General features: G+C 76.6%; 17 protein-coding genes. 6 read left to right on the top strand and 11 right to left on the bottom strand.

All coding sequences use genetic code 11. The features are described 5' to 3' along the window. Positions 1-12: 12 nt before the first annotated feature. Positions 13-618: a MarR family winged helix-turn-helix transcriptional regulator gene (locus IE326_RS35140; RefSeq protein WP_190044465.1), complete on the bottom strand. Its 606-nt coding sequence runs from the start codon at positions 616-618 to the stop codon at positions 13-15. Positions 619-659: 41 nt separating this feature from the next. Here IE326_RS35140 and IE326_RS35135 point away from each other — a divergent pair, with 41 nt between their 5' ends. After that, positions 660-1,649, top strand: coding sequence for an EamA family transporter (locus tag IE326_RS35135; RefSeq protein ID WP_190044464.1), 990 nt, complete (start codon positions 660-662; stop codon positions 1,647-1,649). A gap of 7 nt (positions 1,650-1,656) precedes the next feature. Here the strand turns inward: IE326_RS35135 and IE326_RS35130 are convergent, their stop codons facing one another. From IE326_RS35130 to IE326_RS35120, 3 genes are all read right to left on the bottom strand, one after another. Beyond that, positions 1,657-3,480, bottom strand: coding sequence for an alpha/beta hydrolase (locus IE326_RS35130; protein ID WP_229915811.1), 1,824 nt, complete (start codon positions 3,478-3,480; stop codon positions 1,657-1,659). Between the two features lie 69 nt (positions 3,481-3,549). Then, complete coding sequence (locus IE326_RS35125) at positions 3,550-5,124, bottom strand: glycerol-3-phosphate dehydrogenase/oxidase (RefSeq protein ID WP_190044463.1); 1,575 nt, start codon at positions 5,122-5,124, stop codon at positions 3,550-3,552. Next, positions 5,121-5,720, bottom strand: a complete 600-nt coding sequence (locus IE326_RS35120; RefSeq protein WP_150233624.1) for a TetR/AcrR family transcriptional regulator — start codon at positions 5,718-5,720, stop codon at positions 5,121-5,123. The genes IE326_RS35125 and IE326_RS35120 overlap by 4 nt, the downstream gene beginning before the upstream one ends. Positions 5,721-5,794: 74 nt before the next feature. Between IE326_RS35120 and IE326_RS35115 the strand changes: the two genes are divergently transcribed. Then, positions 5,795-7,390 (top strand): FAD-binding oxidoreductase, encoded by a 1,596-nt coding sequence (locus tag IE326_RS35115; protein ID WP_190044462.1) that lies wholly within the window; start codon positions 5,795-5,797, stop codon positions 7,388-7,390. Positions 7,391-7,421: 31 nt separating this feature from the next. Then, positions 7,422-8,303 (top strand): diacylglycerol kinase family protein, encoded by an 882-nt coding sequence (locus tag IE326_RS35110; protein ID WP_150233619.1) that lies wholly within the window; start codon positions 7,422-7,424, stop codon positions 8,301-8,303. A 55-nt stretch (positions 8,304-8,358) separates the two neighbouring features. Here IE326_RS35110 and IE326_RS35105 read toward each other — a convergent pair whose 3' ends face one another. Continuing rightward, positions 8,359-9,156: an SDR family oxidoreductase gene (locus tag IE326_RS35105; RefSeq protein ID WP_190044461.1), complete on the bottom strand. Its 798-nt coding sequence runs from the start codon at positions 9,154-9,156 to the stop codon at positions 8,359-8,361. A gap of 195 nt (positions 9,157-9,351) precedes the next feature. Between IE326_RS35105 and IE326_RS35100 the strand changes: the two genes are divergently transcribed. Further along, positions 9,352-10,203 (top strand): helix-turn-helix domain-containing protein, encoded by an 852-nt coding sequence (locus IE326_RS35100; RefSeq protein WP_190044460.1) that lies wholly within the window; start codon positions 9,352-9,354, stop codon positions 10,201-10,203. A 21-nt stretch (positions 10,204-10,224) separates the two neighbouring features. On the opposite strand, the gene IE326_RS35095 is transcribed toward IE326_RS35100, so the two are convergent. After that, positions 10,225-11,064, bottom strand: coding sequence for a dienelactone hydrolase family protein (locus IE326_RS35095; RefSeq protein ID WP_150233615.1), 840 nt, complete (start codon positions 11,062-11,064; stop codon positions 10,225-10,227). A 103-nt stretch (positions 11,065-11,167) separates the two neighbouring features. Between IE326_RS35095 and IE326_RS35090 the strand changes: the two genes are divergently transcribed. Together IE326_RS35090 and IE326_RS35085 are read left to right on the top strand one after the other, a co-directional pair. Next, the gene (locus tag IE326_RS35090) at positions 11,168-12,151 is read left to right on the top strand and encodes a GlxA family transcriptional regulator (RefSeq protein ID WP_190044459.1); all 984 of its coding nucleotides are present in this window, start codon (positions 11,168-11,170) and stop codon (positions 12,149-12,151) included. Between the two features lie 193 nt (positions 12,152-12,344). Continuing rightward, positions 12,345-13,550: an MFS transporter gene (locus IE326_RS35085; protein ID WP_190044458.1), complete on the top strand. Its 1,206-nt coding sequence runs from the start codon at positions 12,345-12,347 to the stop codon at positions 13,548-13,550. Positions 13,551-13,644: 94 nt separating this feature from the next. Here IE326_RS35085 and IE326_RS35080 read toward each other — a convergent pair whose 3' ends face one another. The 5 genes from IE326_RS35080 to IE326_RS35060 form a co-directional block, all read right to left on the bottom strand. Continuing rightward, positions 13,645-14,427, bottom strand: coding sequence for an NADase-type glycan-binding domain-containing protein (locus IE326_RS35080; protein ID WP_229915891.1), 783 nt, complete (start codon positions 14,425-14,427; stop codon positions 13,645-13,647). 407 nt (positions 14,428-14,834) lie between these two features. Continuing rightward, a complete protein-coding gene (locus IE326_RS35075; protein WP_190044457.1) occupies positions 14,835-15,386 on the bottom strand; it encodes a phage tail protein in 552 nt (183 codons plus the stop codon). 5 nt (positions 15,387-15,391) lie between these two features. Further along, positions 15,392-17,359 carry a putative baseplate assembly protein gene (locus IE326_RS35070; RefSeq protein WP_190044456.1) on the bottom strand — a complete coding sequence of 656 codons (1,968 nt, stop codon included), beginning with the start codon at positions 17,357-17,359 and terminating at the stop codon, positions 15,392-15,394. Further along, on the bottom strand, positions 17,356-17,760 hold the full coding sequence (locus IE326_RS35065; RefSeq protein ID WP_190044455.1) for a GPW/gp25 family protein: 405 nt from the start codon (positions 17,758-17,760) through the stop codon (positions 17,356-17,358). Before IE326_RS35065 ends, IE326_RS35070 begins: the two co-directional genes overlap by 4 nt. 7 nt (positions 17,761-17,767) lie before the next feature. Beyond that, on the bottom strand, positions 17,768-18,052 hold the full coding sequence (locus IE326_RS35060; RefSeq protein WP_150233602.1) for a PAAR domain-containing protein: 285 nt from the start codon (positions 18,050-18,052) through the stop codon (positions 17,768-17,770). Positions 18,053-18,061 lie beyond the last annotated feature (9 nt).

Below are 18,061 nucleotides of genomic sequence, written 5' to 3'. Positions count from 1 at the left end.
CCGGGCGGCGAGTTAGGACGGGGGCCGCTCCAGGCGGGCGAGCCAGCCGGTGAGCAGCGTTTCGAGGGTCTCGGCCTCGGCCGGGGTCAGCAGGTCCAGGAGCCGCCGCTCGTTGTGCATGTGGTCGGTGAACGCGCGGTCGATCAGCGCGCGGCCGGACTCCGTCAGGGCGACGACCCGCCCCCGCTGGTCGCCCTCCGAACGGCGCCGGGTGACCAGGCCCGCGCGCTCCAGGCGGTCGACGCGCTTGGTCATCGCGCCCGTGGTGACCATGGTGTGCGCGGCGAGCTCGCCCGGCGCGCGCTCGTAGGGCGCTCCGGCACGCCGCAGGGCGCACAGGACGTCGAACTCGCCCTCGCCGAGTCCGTGGCGGTCGTAGACGGGGGTGAGCTCTCCGGTGAGGCGGTCGGCCAGCCGGTGCAGACGGCCGATGACCCCCTGCGGGGCGACGTCGAGGTCCGGGCGCTCGCGGCGCCAGTCGGCCTGGATGCGGGCCACGCGGTCCGGCGGGGGCGGGGAGGCGGGGCCGCCGGGGGAGGTGGAGGGGCTCGGGGGACTGGAGGGGGCCGGGGAGGCGGAGGGGTCCGGGGAAGGGGCGGAGGGCGGCGGAACGTCCATCCCCCCACTTTATCTTCCCGGGAAGCTATATATTGGCTTCCATGGAAGCCAATCGCTGGGTCGTCCTGACCGCCGTCGCCCCGGTGGCCTGGGGAGCCAACTACTTCGTCACCCACGAGTTCCTCCCCGCCGACAGTCCGCTCTACGGCGCGGCGCTGCGCGCCCTGCCGGCCGGCGCCGCCCTGCTCCTCCTGGCGCGGAAACGGCCCCGCGGCGACTGGTGGTGGCGTTCGGCGGTGCTCGGGCTGCTCAACGTGAGCCTGTTCTTCGTCCTCGTCTACCTGGCCTCCCAGCTGCTGCCGACCAGCATCGCGTCGACCGTCATGGCCGTGGCGCCGCTGGCGATGATGCTCCTGGCCTGGGCCCTCACGGCCGAGCGGCCCGGCGCCGCCGCCCTGACCGGGGCCGTGACCGGCCTGGCCGGCGTCGCCCTCATGCTGCTCAGGGGGGCGGGGGAGGTGAACGCGGCCGGGGTCCTCGCCTCCGCGGCCGCCATGCTGGTGTCGTCCCTCGGGCACGTCCTCACCAAACGGTGGGCCACCCCCGACGCCGACGTGCTCTCCTCGACCGCCTGGCAGCTCACCGCGGGCGGCCTCCTCCTGCTCCCCGCCGCCGTGGTCGTCGAGGGCGCCCCGCCCGCGCTCTCCCCCTCCGCGCTGCTCGCCTTCGGCTACGTCTCCCTGGTCGCCACCGCGCTGGCCTTCACCGCCTGGTTCGCCGGACTGCGCCGGCTGCCCGCCGCGAGCGTGGGCCTGATCGGGCTGCTCAACCCGGTGACGGGCGTCCTGCTCGGCGTCGCGGTCGCCGGGGAGGCGCTGACCGCCCAGCAGCTGGCCGGCCTGGGCCTCGTCCTCGGCGGGGTCCTCCTCGGCGGCCCGTCCCGCGCGGGCCGGCGGCGCGCCGGACGGTCCCCCGCCGACGCCCCGCTCCCGGCCCCGGACCCCGCCCCGGACGTACTCCCGGCCCCAGCCCCGGTCCCGACCCCGCCCCCGGCCCCAGCCCCGGACCCGCCCCCGACCCCCCGCCGGTGACCGCGCGTCACTTCCTCGGCGGGCTGACGACCTCGCGCAGCCGGTCCAGGTCCTGCGGGGTGAAGCCGGAGGGGCGCATGACGGCGTTCCAGCCGTCGACGTACGCCGCCCGGTACGTGTGGCCGTGGCCGTCCGGGACGCCCGTGGAGAACGGCAGGTCGGCGGTGACCTGCCAGAAGGTCACGAAGGGGATCCAGACCATCCCCTCCAATACGTCGCCGCCGGGCGCCTCGCCGATCCAGTCGGGCTCGGAGAACGCCAGGTCCGGGCTCCACCAGACGATCGGGTCGGACGGGTGCATGAGGTACAGCACCCGGGTGCCGTCCCACGGCCGGCCCTCCGGGGCGGTGCCCGCGCCGGGGTCGGCGGTGAACCGCACGGTGCGCCCGCCCTTGTAGACGGGCTCGACCTCGGGGCTCCCGGCCTCGCGGTGGTCGCTGAACTCGCGGAAGAGGGTGTTGAAGTTCGGCGGTCCGGCGAAGAGCGTGCCCGCGGTGCGGTTGCGCAGGTCGTACTCGCCGCTGAAGGCCGTCTCGGCGCCGAACGCCCCCAGGCTCTCGCCCGCCACGAAGAGCCGCGGGCGCCGGTCGGCGGGCAGCTTGGACCAGACGTCGTAGACCGCGTCGAACAGCTCGCGGCCCGCCTCCCGCGCCTTGGACCGGTCCACCAGGTACGACAGCCACGACGGCAGGTACGAGTACTGCATCGCCACGGTGGCCGCGTCGCCGTCGCCGAGGTACTCGAAGGAGTCCACGGCCGCCGGGTCGACCCAGCCGCTGCCCGTGGTGGTGACCACGAGCAGGTTCGCCCGGGTGAAGCCGCCGGCGCGCCGGAGGTCCGCGACGGCCCGCTCCGCGCGGACCTCCGCGTCGTCGGCGGTCGCGAGTCCGGCGTAGGCCCGTACCGGCTCCAGGGCCGGGCGGTGGGTGAGCGCGCCGATCTCCCGGGCGGTCGGGCCGCGTCCGGTGAAGGCCCGGCCCTCCCGGCCCAGCGAGTCCCACGGCACCAGTGACCCGGGCCCGCCGGAGCGCAGGGAGGAGACGGGCCGCCGCACGCCCTCGGAGGTCTCCTCGTCCCGCAGCGAGAACACCCCGTTGGCCGCGCTCACGAGACCGGACAGCAGCACCCCGCTGACGAGGGCCCACGCCAGACCCGCCACGACGATCCAGCCGGTGGCCCGCGCCGCGCGCGGCCCGGTCCAGCGCCGGAGCAGCCGGGCGACCCACCGGTACAGCCGCCGCAGCCCCCGCCCCGCCGACAGCAGCAGGAGGAAGAGGAGCACGGCGACGAACGGGCAGGCGACGGTGGCGAGGGCGCTGTACTCCGTGACCTCCAGGAGCACCCGGATCTCGTGCTGCCAGTACTGGCCGAGGCCGAACGCGAGGCCGAGCAGGACGGCCGAGGCGACGGCGAGGATCCGCCGGGACGCGGGGGACGGGGCGCGTGTCTCCCGGTCGGCGAAGGCCCGCCAGACGTGGGCGGCGACGACGCCGAGCCCGTAACCGATCGCCGCGCTGATGCCGCAGACGACGCCCTGGAGGACGCCGCCGCGCGGCAGCAGGGAGGGGGTGAAGGAGAGGCAGGCCAGCAGGAGCGCGCCCCAGCAGCCGGGCAGCGTGAGCCCGAGCCGGGAGGCCCGCCGCCACCGCCCGCCCCCACGATCCGGGACGGCCCCGGCCCCGCCGTTCCCGACGCCGTTCCCTGCCTCAGCCTCGTCCTCGGTCCCGGCTTCCTCGGGGACGGACGCGTCCTCGCGGGCCTGGGGGCCGGCCGTCGAAGGGCCGTCCGGTGAGGGGTCGTCCGGCGGGGACGGGTGTGGGTCGGGTGCCATGGCTGTCCTCCGGCGCCCATGGTCCCAACGGGGGCCCGGGGGTGCCACCCGGGCCCGCCGTCCGGGGCGTCAGACCGCCAGGGAGGCGCCGGCGAGGACCTCGCGGGCCGCCGTCCCGGCCGCGGCCCGGTCCTCGGGGACCAGGCCGATGCGGGTGCGCCGGTCGAGGAGGTCGGCGAGGTCGAGGGCTCCCTCGTGCCGGACTGCCCACACCAGTTCGGCGCCGGTGACGGGGTGGCCCGGCACGACGGGCCCGGCGAGCGCCGGGTCCGCGAGGCCGAGCGCGTGCACGGCCGGGGCCTCGGAGCCGTACCGGTGCACGAGGCGGGGCGGTACGTCGAGCCCCGCGAGCACCCGCGGCGCGGCGGCGCCGACGAGGGGGAGGGACGCGGTGCGGCACGGTCCGGCGGGCAGTGAGCGGGCGGCGACGGCGGCGTCGACGGCGTCCTGGGCCATCCGGCGGTAGGTGGTGAGCTTGCCGCCGACGACGGTGACGACGCCCTCGGGGGAGGTGAGCACGGCGTGCCGACGCGAGATGTCGGCGGTGCGGCCCGCCGCGTCCCGGGTGTCGAGCAGCGGCCGCAGGCCCGCGAAGGCGCCGACCACGTCGCTCCGGTCGACGGTGACGTCCAGCGCGGAGCCGAGCACGTCGAGGAGGAAGCCGATGTCGGTCTCGGGGACCTCCGGCACGTCGGGCACGTCGCCGTCGACGGGTTCGTCGGTGAGGCCCACGTACACGCGTCCGTCGCCCTGGGGCAGCACCAGGACGAAGCGGTTCGTCTCGCCGGGGATGGGGACGTGCAGGCCGGCGGAGAGGCGGCCGAGCCGTTCGGAGCGCAGCACGAGGTGGGTGCCGCGCGAGGGCCGCAGCCGGACGTCGCCGACGAGGCCGCCCGCCCACACGCCGGTCGCGTTGACGACGGCGCGCGCCCGGATCCGCAGCTCCTCGCCGGTGGTCTCGTCGCGGAGCGTCGCGCCGTCGCCGTGGAGCGCGAGGGCGCGGACGCGGGTGAGGACGCGGGCGCCGTGGGCGGCCGCGGTGCGGGCGACGGCGGTCACGAGCCGGGCGTCGTCGGAGAGCTGCCCGTCCCAGGAGAGCAGTCCGCCGCGGAGTCCGGTGGGCCGCAGGGCGGGGGCGAGGTGCCGGGTCTCGACGGCGGAGAGCGTACGGGGCCGGGGCAGCGTGCGGCGCGAGGTGCGGGCCGAGACGCGCAGCAGGTCGCCCGCGAGGAAGCCGGACCGGGCCAGCGCGGCCTGGGCGCGGCCGACGAGCGGCGTGAGGGGGAGCACGAAGGGCTGGGCGCGCACCAGGTGGGGGGCGGTGCGCTCCATGAGGATCCCGCGTTCGACGGCGCTCTCGTGTGCGACGTCGAGCTGCCCCGACGCGAGGTAGCGCAGTCCGCCGTGGATCAGTTTGGAGCTCCAGCGGGAGGTGCCGAAGGCGAGGTCGTGGGCGTCGACCGCGACGACGGAGAGCCCGCGGGAGGCCGCGTCGAGCGCGGCCCCCGCTCCGGTGGCGCCGAGCCCGACGACGAGCACGTCGACGGTGCCGGCGGTGTCGTTCGCGAGCCGTTCCAGTTCGCGCCGGCGGCGCCCGGCGTCGAGGGAGGAGCCGGGCAGGGCGGTGCCGCTCGTGGGGTTCACGGGGTGAGGGTCCTCTCCAGCAGGGTGCGCAGCTCGCCGAGGAAGGCGGCCTCGCTCAGTTCGGGATCGGTCTCGTCGGTCATGGTGCGCAGCGAGAGGGTGAAGGACTGCACGACGAGCAGCAGGGAGCGGGCCTGGAGGTCCGTCCGGACGACGCGGACCGAGCCGTCCTCGTGGCCGTTCTCCAGCGCGGTGTGGAGGAGGCCGAGGAGGGCGTCCTGGCTGGCGCCCCGGCGGTCGAGGACGTACGGCAGCAGCAGTTCCGGGTCCACGTCGAGGATCTTGTGGAAGAGCGGGTGGGCCCGGAAGGCGGCGGCCCCCGCGACGAGTCCCCCGACGATGCGCTCCCGCTCGGGCCGGTCGTCGTCGGAGGGCGGCATGGCGTCCGCGGCGACGCCGATCCACTCACGGGTCATCAGGTCGCCGACCAGGCTGCGCACATCGGGCCAGCGCCGGTACAGCGTCATCCGGGACACCCCCGCGCGCCGGGCGACGTCGGTGAGGGTGGTGCGCCGCACGCCGACGGCGAGCACGCAGTCGCGGGCGGCGTCGAGCACGGGATCTGAGTCTGCATGGTTGTGACGAATGGGCGTCATCTGTCACAGTGTAATGCCAGTGCGGGCCGAGCGGCAGAGCCGTCCGTGAACCAGACCGTGAGGAACCTCTCGAAGTGGACATGTTGTGGAGCGGCTGGGGCGACCCGGCCAAGGCGGCACCCCTGCCCGACGCGGTCACCGGCCTCCTGCGCGACCTGCTCGGCGTCACCCCCCGCGAGGGCGGCCCCACCACCCTCGACGCCGTCGAACCGCCCGCCCCGGCCCTGACCGGCGAGGCGTACGACGCGCTGCGCGCGGCCGTCGCCGCCCCCGACGGCCTGCGGGACGACGCCGAGAGCCGCATCCGGCACACCCGCGGCAAGTCCACCCCCGACCTGCTGCGCATCCGCGCCGGCGAGGTCCGCACCGCGCCCGCCGCCGTCCTCCTCCCCGCCGACCACGACGAGGTCCTCGCCGTGCTCCGCGCCTGCGCCGAACACGGCGTCGCCGCCGTGCCCTTCGGCGGCGGCACCTCCGTCGTCGGCGGCCTCGCCCCCGCCACCGAGCGCCCGTTCGTCGCCCTCGACCTGCGCCGGCTGGACGGGCTCCTCGCCGTCGACGAGGTCTCCCGCACGGCCACCCTCCAGCCCGGCCTGCGCGGCCCCCGGTGCGAGGAGCTGCTCAACGCCCGGGGCTGGACGCTCGGCCACTTCCCGCAGTCCTTCGAGTGGGCCTCCGTCGGCGGCTTCGCGGCGGCCCGCTCCAGCGGCCAGGCGTCCGCCGGCTACGGCCGCTTCGACGAGATGGTCCTCGGCCTCACCGTCGCCACCCCCGAAGGCACCCTGGAGACCGGCCGGGCCCCGCGCTCGGCGGCCGGCCCCGACCTCCGCCAGCTGGTCCTCGGCTCCGAGGGCGCCCTCGGCGTCATCACCGCGGTGACCGTCCGGATCCGCCCGCTCCCGGCCCGCCGGATCTACGAGGGCTGGCGCTTCGCCTCCTTCGAGGCCGGCACGGCGGCGCTGCGCCGCCTCGCCCAGGACGGCCCGCGCCCCACCGTGCTGCGGCTGTCCGACGAGACCGAGACCTTCGTCGGCCTGGCCCAGCCGGACGCCATCGGCAGCGGCGGACTCCCGCAGAACCCGGGCTGCGCGGCCGTCGTCGGCTACGAGGGCACCGAGGAGGAGACGGCCGCCCGCCGCGCCGCCGTCCACGAGGTCCTCCGCGCCTGCGGCGGCGAGTTCACGGGCGAGGAGCCCGGCGACCGCTGGGCGCACGGCCGGTACGACGCCCCCTACCTCCGCGACGCCCTCCTCGACGCCGGCGCCTTCGCCGAGACGCTGGAGACGGCCGCCTTCTGGTCCGCGCTCCCCGGTCTCCACGCCGCGGTGCGCGACGCCCTGACCCGCACGCTCACCGAGGCCGGCACCCCGCCCCTGGTCATGTGCCACATCTCGCACACGTACGAGAACGGCGCCTCGCTCTACTTCACCGTGGTCTCCGCGCAGGGCGAGGACCCGGTCGCGCACTGGGAGCCGGCGAAGCGGGCCGCCAACGACGCCATCCTCGCGGCGGGCGGCACCATCAGCCACCACCACGGCGTGGGCACCGACCACCGCGACTGGTACGTTCGCGAGACCGGACCCCTCGGCATCCGCATGCTCCAGGCCGTCAAGGCCGAGATCGACCCCTCCGGAGTCCTCAACCCCGGCGTCCTCCTCCCCGTCCGCTGACCGCCTCTCCTGCCGCCCGGAGGTCTGATCCATGCGACAGTTCACCGCCGTCGTCAACCCCACCGCAGGGGGTTCCAGCGGCACGGCGGGTCTGCTCCCGCTGGCCCGGCTGCTGCGGGAGGCGGGCGCCCGGCTCGACACCGTCTACAGCCGCAGCCTGGAGCACGCCCGCGAACTCGCCCTGCATGCGGGGGAGCGGGGCCACGTCGTCCTCGCGGTCGGCGGCGACGGCATGGCCGGCGGCGTCGGCGGCGCGCTCAGCGGCACGGACGCGGTGCTCGGCCTGGTGCCCGCCGGCCGCGGCAACGACTTCGCCCGAGCCCTGGGCCTGCCCACCGACGCCCCGGGCCTCGCCCGGATCCTCCTCGAAGCCGAGCCGCGCGCCGTCGACACCATCGAGGTGGAGTCCGCCGCGCACCCCGGAATCCGCGTCCTGGGCAGCGTGTACGCGGGCGTGGACGCGGTCGCCAACCGGCACGCCAACGCCTCCCGGGTGCTGCGGGGCGCGGCCTCGTACTACGCCGGCGGCCTGCGGGCGGTCCTCGCCTGGAAGCCGGCCGCGTACCGCATCACCGTCGACGGCGTCCGCCACGACCGCAGCGGCTACACGGTGGTCGCGGCCAACTCCGGCTTCTACGGCTTCGGGAGGAACATCGCGCCGGGCGCCCGCGTCGACGACGGCACCCTGGACGTCGTGGTCATCAAGCAGGCCCCGAAGCACCTCTTCTTCGCCCTGATGAACGAGCTGAAGACGGGCGCCCACCTGGCCCGCCCCCAGGTCGAGGTGCTGCGCGGCCGGGAGATACGGATCGAGGCCGACCGGCCCCTCCCGTACGGCGCCGACGGCGAGGTCGACGCCTCCCTCCCGGTCACCCTCCGGGTCTGTCCCGGCGCCCTCCGGGTCCTGGCCTGACCCCGGCCCCGGCCGCCCTCCGGGACGGCCGGGGCCGGTCCGCCGGTCCGCCGCTTCAGGCGGTCTGCCCGGTCGGCATGACGGTGACCTGCTGGAGGTTGACCCGCGGCGGCAGCGACGCCAGGAAGCCGACGGTCTCGGCGACGTCCTCCGGGGCGAGCCACTCCATGGCCTCCTTCGAGCCGGCCAGCCACTCCCGCGCGCCCTCGTCGGTGACGTGGCTCTGGAGCTCCGTGCCGACGATGCCCGGCTCGACCGCCGCGACCCGCACGCCCTTCGGCCCCAGCTCCGCCCGCAGGTGGCGGGAGAAGTGCGTGACGTACGCCTTGGTGGCCGAGTAGACGGCGAAGGTCGGGAAGATGTTCTGCGCCGCGATCGACGAGGTGGTGATCAGGTCGGCCACCCCCCGCTCCCCGGCGGCCCGCACCAACTGCGGGACGAACGCCCCGGTCACGTGCGTCAGGGCGGTGACGTTCAGGTCGATCTGCTGCTGCCACTGACCGGCCGCCGACTCCTCGAAGGGCGCCGGGAGCATCACCCCCGCGTTGTTGAACAGCAGGTCGGCGCCGCCCAGTTCGGCCTCGACCCGGTCGGCCGCGGCCCGTACGGCCGCCCGGTCGGTCACGTCGGCGGTGATCGCCAGGGCGCTGCCGCCGTCCTTCCCGATCCGGGAGACCAGCTCGTCGAGCCGCTCGGCCCGGCGGGCGAGGACGACGACCCGGGCCCCCAGGGAGGCCAGCCTCGCGGCGGCGGCCTCGCCGATGCCGCTGGAGGCCCCGGTGACGACGGCGACGCGGCCCCGGAGCGGGGCGACGGCGGTGGAGGCGGTGAGGGCGGTGGGGTACGCGGACATGGCGCGGTGTCCTTCCGGGAGGAAAGGGAACGGGAGGGAAGTGCCGGTCCGCTCCGTCGGGGCGGACCCGGGCACGGCTCAAGCACACCAGCCCGCGGCCCCTCCCGGGGCGCCGCGGCGGACCCTCCCGGAACTGGTACCGGCAGGGCCACCCGGGCGGTCCCCGCCGCACCCGGGACCCCGCACACTGGGGGGATGGAGCGCAGCAGAGAGATCGCCGACTTCCTCCGCGGCCGGCGCGCCGCGATCAGCCCGGACCTGGCCGGACTCCCCGACGACGGCCGGGCGCGCCGGGTCCCCGGCCTGCGCAGGGACGAGGTCGCGCGCCTGGCCGGGGTCAGCACCGAGTACTACACCCGCCTGGAGCAGGGCCGTGCGGGCCACCCCTCCGCCGAGGTCGTCGCGGCCCTGGCCGGGGCCCTGCGGCTCGACGCCTCCGAGCGCGAGCACCTCGCCGACCTCCTGCTGCCCGCCCCCGGCGCGGCCCGCCGCGTCCCGAACCGCCCCCAGCGCGTCCGCCCCGGCCTGCACCTCATGCTGGAGACGCTGGGCCGCGTACCGGCGTTCGTCCTCGGCCGCCGCACCGACGTGCTGGCCTCCAACCCGCCGGCCCGCGCCGTCCTCACCGACTTCGAGGCCCTGCCCGCCCCCCGGCGCAACCTCGCCCGCTACTACCTCCTGGACCCGGAGGCCCGCGAGCGCGTCGGCGACTGGGAGCGGATCGCCGCGGAGACGGTCGCCATGCTCCGCCTGGAGGCGGGCCGCCACCCGGACGATCGCAGGCTCGCCGACCTGGTCGGCGAACTCACCCTGGGCTGCCCCGAGTTCTCCACGTGGTGGAACGACCACAAGGTGCTGCGCCGCACCCACGGGGACAAGCGGTACGTCCACCCCGTCGCGGGCGAACTCCACTTCTCCTACGAGTCGTTCCAGGTCCCCGGCGACACCGAGCAGACCCTCTGCGTCTACAACGTGGAACCCGGCTCCGCGACGGCCGACGCCCTCCGCCTCCTGAGCTCCTGGACCGCCCCCGCCCCCACCCGCTGACCCCGCCGGGAACGGCCGCCCTCATCCCGCCCCGGGCCGCAGCCGCTCCGTCAGGAAGGCGAGGATCTCGTCGCGGGCGCGCACCGTGGGATGCCCGGCGACGTCCACCAGATGGGCCGTCACCACGCTGTGCGCGCAGCCGACGACCTCCCGGAAGAAGGGCGGGGGATCGGGGTTCGCCACCCCGGAGGGCAGCACCCGCCCGTCGAACGCGTCGCCGAGCAGCGCCCGGTACGCCGCGAACCGCTGCCCCGTGCACCACCGGTCGTCCTCGAAGCGGTAGGCGAGCACCTTCAGCCCGTCGCGCCGCACCCGCCCGGCCACCGCCGCCGCGTCCTCCTCGCTCAGTTCGAGCCCCGCCGGATCGTCGAGCGGCAGCGAGGGGTGGTTGACCACCGGTGCGACGACCGCCGGCTCCAGCGCCATGGACAGGGCGAAGTTCCCGGTGAAGCACAGCCCGACGGCCCCGACCCCCGGCCCGCCCCGCTCCGCGTGCGCCACCCGCGCGAGCCCCCGCAGCCACCCGGCCACCGGACTGGTGCCGCCCCCGGCGAACGCCCGGAACTCGGCGCTGACGCAGGCGCGCCGGACGACCGTCTCCGCCGCCCCGGCGAGCGGCCGGGCCCCGTCGACGCCGAACAGGGACGGCACGTACACCGAGAGGCCCGCCTCCCGGATCCACCGCGCGAACCGGGCGACGTCGGGACTGATGCCCGGCATCTCCGGCATGAGGACCACCGCGGGCCCGTCCCCGGAGACGTACACGCGCTTGCGGACGCCCGCCACCTCCACCTCCCGGCGCTCGAAGTCCTCCAGCGGATCGTCCCCGCCCGGCCCGCCCCGTTCCCGTGTGCTTGTCATGACAGGAAGGATGGCGACACCCTGGGACCCCGGGGAACCGGCGATGCCGCCGCTCCTCCGGGGAATCCCGCCACTCGGCCCTCGCACCTCCCGGAGGCTCCGCATGACCCCGCTCAGGGTGAGCGTCCTGGCCTACCCCGGCTGCTTCGCCTCGGAGGTCTTCGGCGTCCCCGACCTCCTCACCATGGCCGCGCACGTCGCCGCCGCCGAGGGCCGGCCGGAGGCCGGGTACGCGACCACGGTGGTCTCCCCGCGCCGGAGCGTGCACGCCTCCGGGGGCTTCCGCCTCGACGTCTCCGCCGTCCGCCCCTCCGACGTCCTGATCGTGCCCGGCTTCGAACCGCCGCCCGGCTCCAACCCGGGCGCCGCGCTCGCCGCGTACGGCCCGGAGATCGCCGCGATCCGGGAGCGGGCGGCGGCCGGGACGCCCGTGGTGTCGATCTGCGTCGGCGCCTTCCTCCTCGCCGAGGCCGGACTGCTCGACGGCCGCGAGGCCACGACCAGTTGGCTGTACGCCGACCACCTCGCCCGCCGCCACCCCGGCGTCCGGGTCCGCCGGGAGCGCCTGGTCGTCACCGACGGCGGGGTGACGACCACGGCGGCGTTCAGCGCCATGTACGACTTCGCGCTGCGGTTCGTCCGCGACCACGACGGCCCCCGGACCGCCCGGGCCACCGCCCGCGTCGCCCTCCTGGACGACAACCGCTCCGCCCAGGGGCCGTACGTCGACCCGGAACTCCTCCCGGCGACCGGGCACGCCTTCTCGGCTACCGTCATGCGCCGGCTCGACCAGGACCTCGCCGCCCGCTACGACCTCCCCGCCCTGGCCCGGGAGTTCGGCGTCAGCGACAGGACCCTGCTGCGCCGCTTCGGCGCCGAGACCGGCCGGACCCCCCTCGCGTACCTCCAGGAGGCGCGGGTGCGCAGGGCCGTCCACCTCCTGGAGACGACCGACCGCACCGTCGCGGCCGTCGCCGCCGAGGTCGGCTACCGCGACCCGGGCACCTTCGCCGCCCTCGTCGTCCGCCACACGGGCCGCCGCCCGAGCGCGCACCGGACCCGCCCCTCCGGACGGGCATATGTCTGAGGCATCATCAAATGACCGGAGAAATACCCTCGAACGTCTCCTTCCGGGGCCGAACCGGAGGCCGGAGGGGCTGGGCGGGACGGGGGCGCGTCACGCATAGTCGGGGCGTGCCCGCACCGCGCGCCGACGGCGTCGCGCGGCCGGACCCCGTCCACGGGCACCACCGACGTCCCCTGTGAACCGGAGTTCCCGCATGTCCGCACCCGTCGTCCCCGACGCCCACCCCCGGGGAGACCTCGCCCCCGCGCCCGGCCGGCTCCCCGCCGCGCTGCTGATGACCGGCAGCTGCCTGCCGGTCCTGGGCGCGGTGCTCCTCGCGCCCGTACTGCCCCGCATCCAGGACCACTTCGAGACGGTGCCCGGCGCCGCCGCCCTCGTCCCGCTCGTCCTGACCGTCCCGGCCCTGTCCCTCGCCCTGCTCGCGCCGTTCGCCGGGGTGATCGTCGACCGGCTGGGCCGCAAGCGGCTCCTGGTGGTGGCCACCGCCCTCTACGCCGTCTTCGGCACCGCGCCCCTGTGGCTGGAGTCGCTGCCCGCCATCCTCGCCAGCCGCGTCCTCGTCGGCGTCGCCGAGGCGGCGATCATGACCGTCTGCACGACGCTGATCGGCGACTACTACAGCGGCCGGGTCAGAGACAGATACCTGGCCCTCCAGACGATGTGCGCCGCCGTGTCGGCCACCCTCTTCTTCGTCCTCGGCGGCGCCCTCGGCGCGTCCGACTGGCGCGTCCCCTTCTGGCTGTACACCGTCGGACTCGCCCTGGCCCCGGTCATGGCCCGCTTCCTCCCCGACCCCGTGCCCTCCGCCGAGGAGGACGGGAAGACCGGGGACGAGGGCCCGGAGCGCCGCCCCTTCCCCGTGCGGCGCATGGCGGGCATCTGCCTGCTGACCGTGTTCGGCGCCGTCGTCTTCTACACCGTCCCCGTCGAGATGGCCTACCTCCTGGACGACGCCGGGGTGGACTCCCCGGGCACCATCGGCGCCGTCACCGCGCTGGCCAGCGCCGCCACCGTCCTCGGCTCCATCGCCTTCACCCGCCTCTCGCCCGGCCGCCGCCCCCTCCCGGTCCTCCTCGCCCTGTGCGCCGCCGGCTTCCTCCTCATGGGCCTCGGCGGCAGCCTCCCCCTGCTGATCGCGGGCGCCGTCCTGAACTGCGTCGGCACGGGTCTGCTGCTCCCGTCCCTGGTGACGCTCGCCATGTCCCGGCTCCACTTCGCCGACCGGGGCCGCGGCATGGGCCTGTGGACGGCGGCCTTCTTCCTCGGCGAGTTCGTCTGCCCGCTGGTCCTGCTCGCCGGCAAGGCGGCCGTGGGCACCCTGGCGGCCGCCGTCGCCGTCCTCGGCCTGGCGACCGCCCTCGTCGCCGCCGCCCTCTTCCCGGCCTCGCGCCGCTCCTGACCCGCGCCTTCCGGATCATGCCGGGCCCGCGACGGCCCGGGTCCGGTCAGCCGCGACGGCCCGGGTCCGGTCAGCCGCGGCGGCCCGGGTCCGGTCAGCCGCGGTGGCCGAAGAACTCGACCTCGGCCAGCGCCACATGACGCCCCCGGGCCGCGCCGTACGCGGTCTCGGGGGTGACGCGGATCCGGGTCACCCCCGAGCCGTGCAGATCGAAGGTCTGCTGGCCGGGCTGGTCCTTGAGGGTGATCCGCCGGGTCGACGTGCCGCCGTCCGCCGCCACGAGCTCCACCCGGAGCCGCGCGGGGCGGGCCTGCGTCAGGAACTCGTCCTTCTTCGTCGACGTGCCCGCCAGCACCACCAGTTTCGTCACCCCCACCCCCGGCTCCCCGAAGTCCGCCTCCAGGGTCGGGCCGGTCCCCGCCACCGCCCAGTAGCGATTGCTGAAGCCGTCGAACGCGGCGGTCGCCGGATGCCCCTTCAGCGCCTCGGAGGCCCGCACCGCCGACGGAGGCAGCGCCTCGGGCGGGACCACCTCGTTCCGGACCAGGCCCAGCAGGTCCTTGGCGTACGGCAGCCCGAACCAGATGCCGCAGGCCAGGAGGACGAGCACCAGCGGCAGGACGATCCGGGGCCTGCGCCAGGCCCGGCGGGGCCGCGTCCCCGCGAGCGGGGCCTGCCGCCCTCCGCGCCGCAGCAGCCGGCGCCACCACGGCGGCGGAGCCGCGGGCGCCGGCCCCGGATCCAGCGGCAGCGCGCACCGCACGCACAGGGTGCGGCCCGCCTCGTTCGCGGTGCCGCAGTGACGGCAGCGGACCACCGGCGCCGGCGCCGCCACCGGCACGGCCGCCACCGGTGCCCCGGCCGCCGGCCCGGGCACCGGCGCCTCGGTCTCCTCCCCGGGCCGCCGCGGCCCCGCCTGCGCGGGCGGCGGCACGGGCGAAGCCCGGGGTGGGACCGGCGGCGGTACGGGGGCAGGGGCCGGGACCGGCGGGGGTGCGACCGGCGGGGGTGCGACCGGCGGGGCCACCGGCGCGGGGGGCGGTGCGGGCGCCGGGGCCGGTGCGGGGCGGGCGGCCGGAGCCGGGTCCGGTCCCGTACCTGACCCCGTACCCGTACCCGTACCCGTACCCGCCCCCGTACGGGAACTCCCGGCGGAACCCGGGCCGGACCCCGCACCGGACCCCGCTCCCTCCTCCCCCCGCTCCCCGTCCCACTCCAGGAACGCCCCGCAGGACGCGCAGAACGGGGTGCCCGGGGGGTTGCGCAGGCCGCAGGTCGGGCAGGTCAAGGCGCACCCCCGGGGAGCAGTTCCAGCGTGAAGCCGACGTGGGCCGGGACCTCGGCGGCGATCAGCTCCTCCAGACGGGCCCGGTCGGCCCGCCCCGGGTCCGGCGCTTCGAGGCGGACCGTCACCCACGGCCGCCGGGTGCCCGGCAGCGGGGTGCCGGGGGTGGGCGACCAGACGGTGCCGCCGCTCTCGGTGATCCGGACCCGCGCCCCGCCCGTCTCCAGGCGCAGCGCCTCCGCGAGGCCGCGCAGGGTGCCGCGGGCCCGGTGCCGGTCCACCGCGCCGAGGACGGCGGCGCGGCGCCGCTCCGGCGGGCCGTCGGCGCGGGGCTCCACCGCGACCCAGCCGGCCAGCCAGTCGAGGAAGTCCTCGGGCGCGGTGCGCGGGTCGAGGTGGGCGGGCAGGTTGTCCAGGCTCAGCAGCACCGGCGCCAGGACCTCGTCGAGCGCGGCCAGGAACCGGGTGAGGAAGTCGTGTTCGAGGTAGACCGCCGGCAGCAGCTCGGCCAGCGGGTGCGGGCTCGGCAGCCCGGGGACGTCGGTGCGCACGGCGGTCAGCCCTCCCGGACCCTCAGCTGGTGCTCGTACGAGAAGACGAGGGCGTGCCGGTCGAGGGCGATCCGACCGTCGGGCACCTCGGTGCGCTGCCCGGTCACCGGGTCCGCCCGGTAGAGCCGGACGTCGTCCACCAGGTCGACGCCCGGGACCCGCTGGAGCACCGCGTACGCCTCGCCGGTCTGCACCGGGCGGCCGAACGGCCAGCCGTCGCCGGCCGGGCCGCCGGTCAGCGCGTTGAAGTAGCCGTCGAGGGCCGCGAGGCCCTCCTCCCGCACCCGCTCCCCGGCCGTGCCGCGGCTCGCCTGCACGGTCGCCACGAAGGTGACGCCCTGGTAGAAGGGCGGTTCGACGACGACCCGCGCCCCGATGGGGCGGCGGGCGTCGAGGTGCTCCGCGATCCTTTCGAGCGTCCGGGGCGGCGGGACCAGCTCGTCGAAGGCGATCCGGCCGCGCGCGTCGCCGCGCCCGGCCGGCACGAGGAGCAGCCGCACCCCGCCCTCGTCGTCGTCGGGGACGCAGTGCACCCGGGCCGCGTCCGGCGCCACCTCGCGGGCGAGGAGTTCGTAGTCGCGGGGGACGACGGCCCGCTGGAGGGTCCGCAGGGTGAGCGGGCCGCGCACCCGCGCGCTGTCCACGGTCTCGGCGTCGACGCCGCCCACCGCCGGGCGGCGGTTCTCCACCCGCGCCACGAGCGGCACCGTGCCGCGCAGCACGCGCAGGGTGGAGCGGGCCACGTTGCCCCGCACCCCGCCGCCGGTGCGGTACGCGCGGACCCGGACGGTCGCCCCCTTGGCCGGCACCTGCCCGAAGTACCGGACGGTGCCGTCACGTTCGCGGACGGCCGGGCCGAAGTCGACGCGCCCGGTGCCCTCGTCGAGCGTGAAGTGCCGGTCGCCGGGCCCGGAATGGGCGAAGTCGTCCACCCGCGTCCAGGGCGCCTCGGGCGCCGCGGAGGCGTCCGGCGCGACCACCTCCAGGGCGAACTCGCCGGGCACCACCGGGGGACGGGCGACCGTGAAGGACTGCCCCGCCACCCCCTCGGCCGTCCCCAGCACCTCGTCGGTGATCCGCTCGGCGTGCTCGGCGCCCACCGTCGCGCCGATGGTGAAGGCCGTGACCCCGCGGACCACCGGCGGCGCCACATAGGTCGGCTGGTCCGGCGCCGCCGCCACCAGGCGGCAGCGCAGCCAGCCGCCGGGCCGCCGGACGATGCTGAGCGCGGTGTGCGTCGCCGGCAGGTGCAGGATCAGCTCGCCGGACCGGTTGAAGCCGCCGGTGTCGTCCTTCTCCACCTCGCAGGCCGCCCACCGCAGCCCGTCCCACGCCTCCCACACCAGCGGCGGCCGCAGCGGGTCGACGCCCACGCCCTGCACCCCGCAGTCGAGCCGCAGCACCACGACCCCGGCGGGCACGGCCGCCGACAGGCCCACGTAGAGGGCGTCGCCGGGCACCGGCGCAGGGGAGAAGCACGGCACCGCGCGGCCCATCCCCAACTCGCCGGTGCGGTCCGCCGGTTCGGCCGGGGATCCCGGGCCGGGCCCCGCCGGGAGCGTCGCGAGCGCCGCGTACGCGCAGGGCACGATCGCCAGGTCCCGGGTGGTGGTGAAGACCACGGCCGGTTCGGTCTCGGTGCGGACCGTCGCCACCTCGGTACCGGCCCGCACGAACACCGGCTCGGGCTGCGGTGCCGACAGCCGGAAGGTGACGTCGGTGCCGGCGGCGGTCGGCGGGTGGAGCCGCACCCCGATGAGGTCGAGGAAGGTCAGATAGCTCTTCTCCGGCACCCGGTTCACCCGGTAGACGAGCTGGTCGACCATGGTCGCGAAGGCCTCGATGAGGGTGACGCCGGGGTCGGACACGTTGTGGTCGGTCCACTCCGGGCAGCGCCGCTGCACCAGCCGTTTGGCCTCGTCCACCAAACCCTGGAAGTGCCGGTCGTCCAGATGGGGGCTGGGCAGGGTCATCCGCGGTCCTCCTCCGGGATCACGTAGAACGGGAACACCAGGTTGCGGGGGTCGTTGGCGCCGCGCAGCGTGTAGCCGACGTCGATGTACAGCACCCCGCTGTCGGCCTCGTCGAAGCGGACCGCGACCTCGGTCACCTCGATCCGGGGCTCCCACCGCTCCAGCGAGAGCCGCACCTCGTACGCGAGCTGTCCGGCCGTCCCCGCGTCGGCGGGCGCGAAGACGTAGTCGTTGACGGCGCAGCCGAACTCGGGCCGCATCGGCCGCTCCCCGGGCGAGGTCGCGAGGATCAGCCGGATCGACTCCTCCAGTTCGCGCTCGCCGCGGACGAGGGCGATCGACCCGGTCGCGTCCGTGCGCGGCGGGAACGCCCAGCCCGCGCCGATGAACTCCTGTCCCATGGTCCCCTCAGCCTCCGATCAGCACCGACGCGCAGCCCGCCACGATCGCGGAGCCGCAGCCCGACAGGTCCCCGACCCGGGCCGCGGGCCGCCCGCCGATCAGCACCGTCGCCGACCCGGGCGGCGCGAGCGCCGACGGCGGGTGCGCCGCCGGAGAGGAACACCGGTGCGCGGTCCCGACGGTGGCGGCCTGCCGGCCCCCGATGAGGACGGACGGCACCCCCGAGGGGCCGATCACCCCCGGGTGCGCGGTCGGATCGCCGGCCCGTGCGGCGGCGGCAGCCTGTGCCATGTCCCTCGT

Origin of the sequence: Streptomyces filamentosus (assembly GCF_014654895.1) — a bacterium.
Lineage (GTDB): Bacteria > Actinomycetota > Actinomycetes > Streptomycetales > Streptomycetaceae > Streptomyces > Streptomyces filamentosus.
This window is presented reverse-complemented; position numbering and strand designations above follow the sequence as displayed.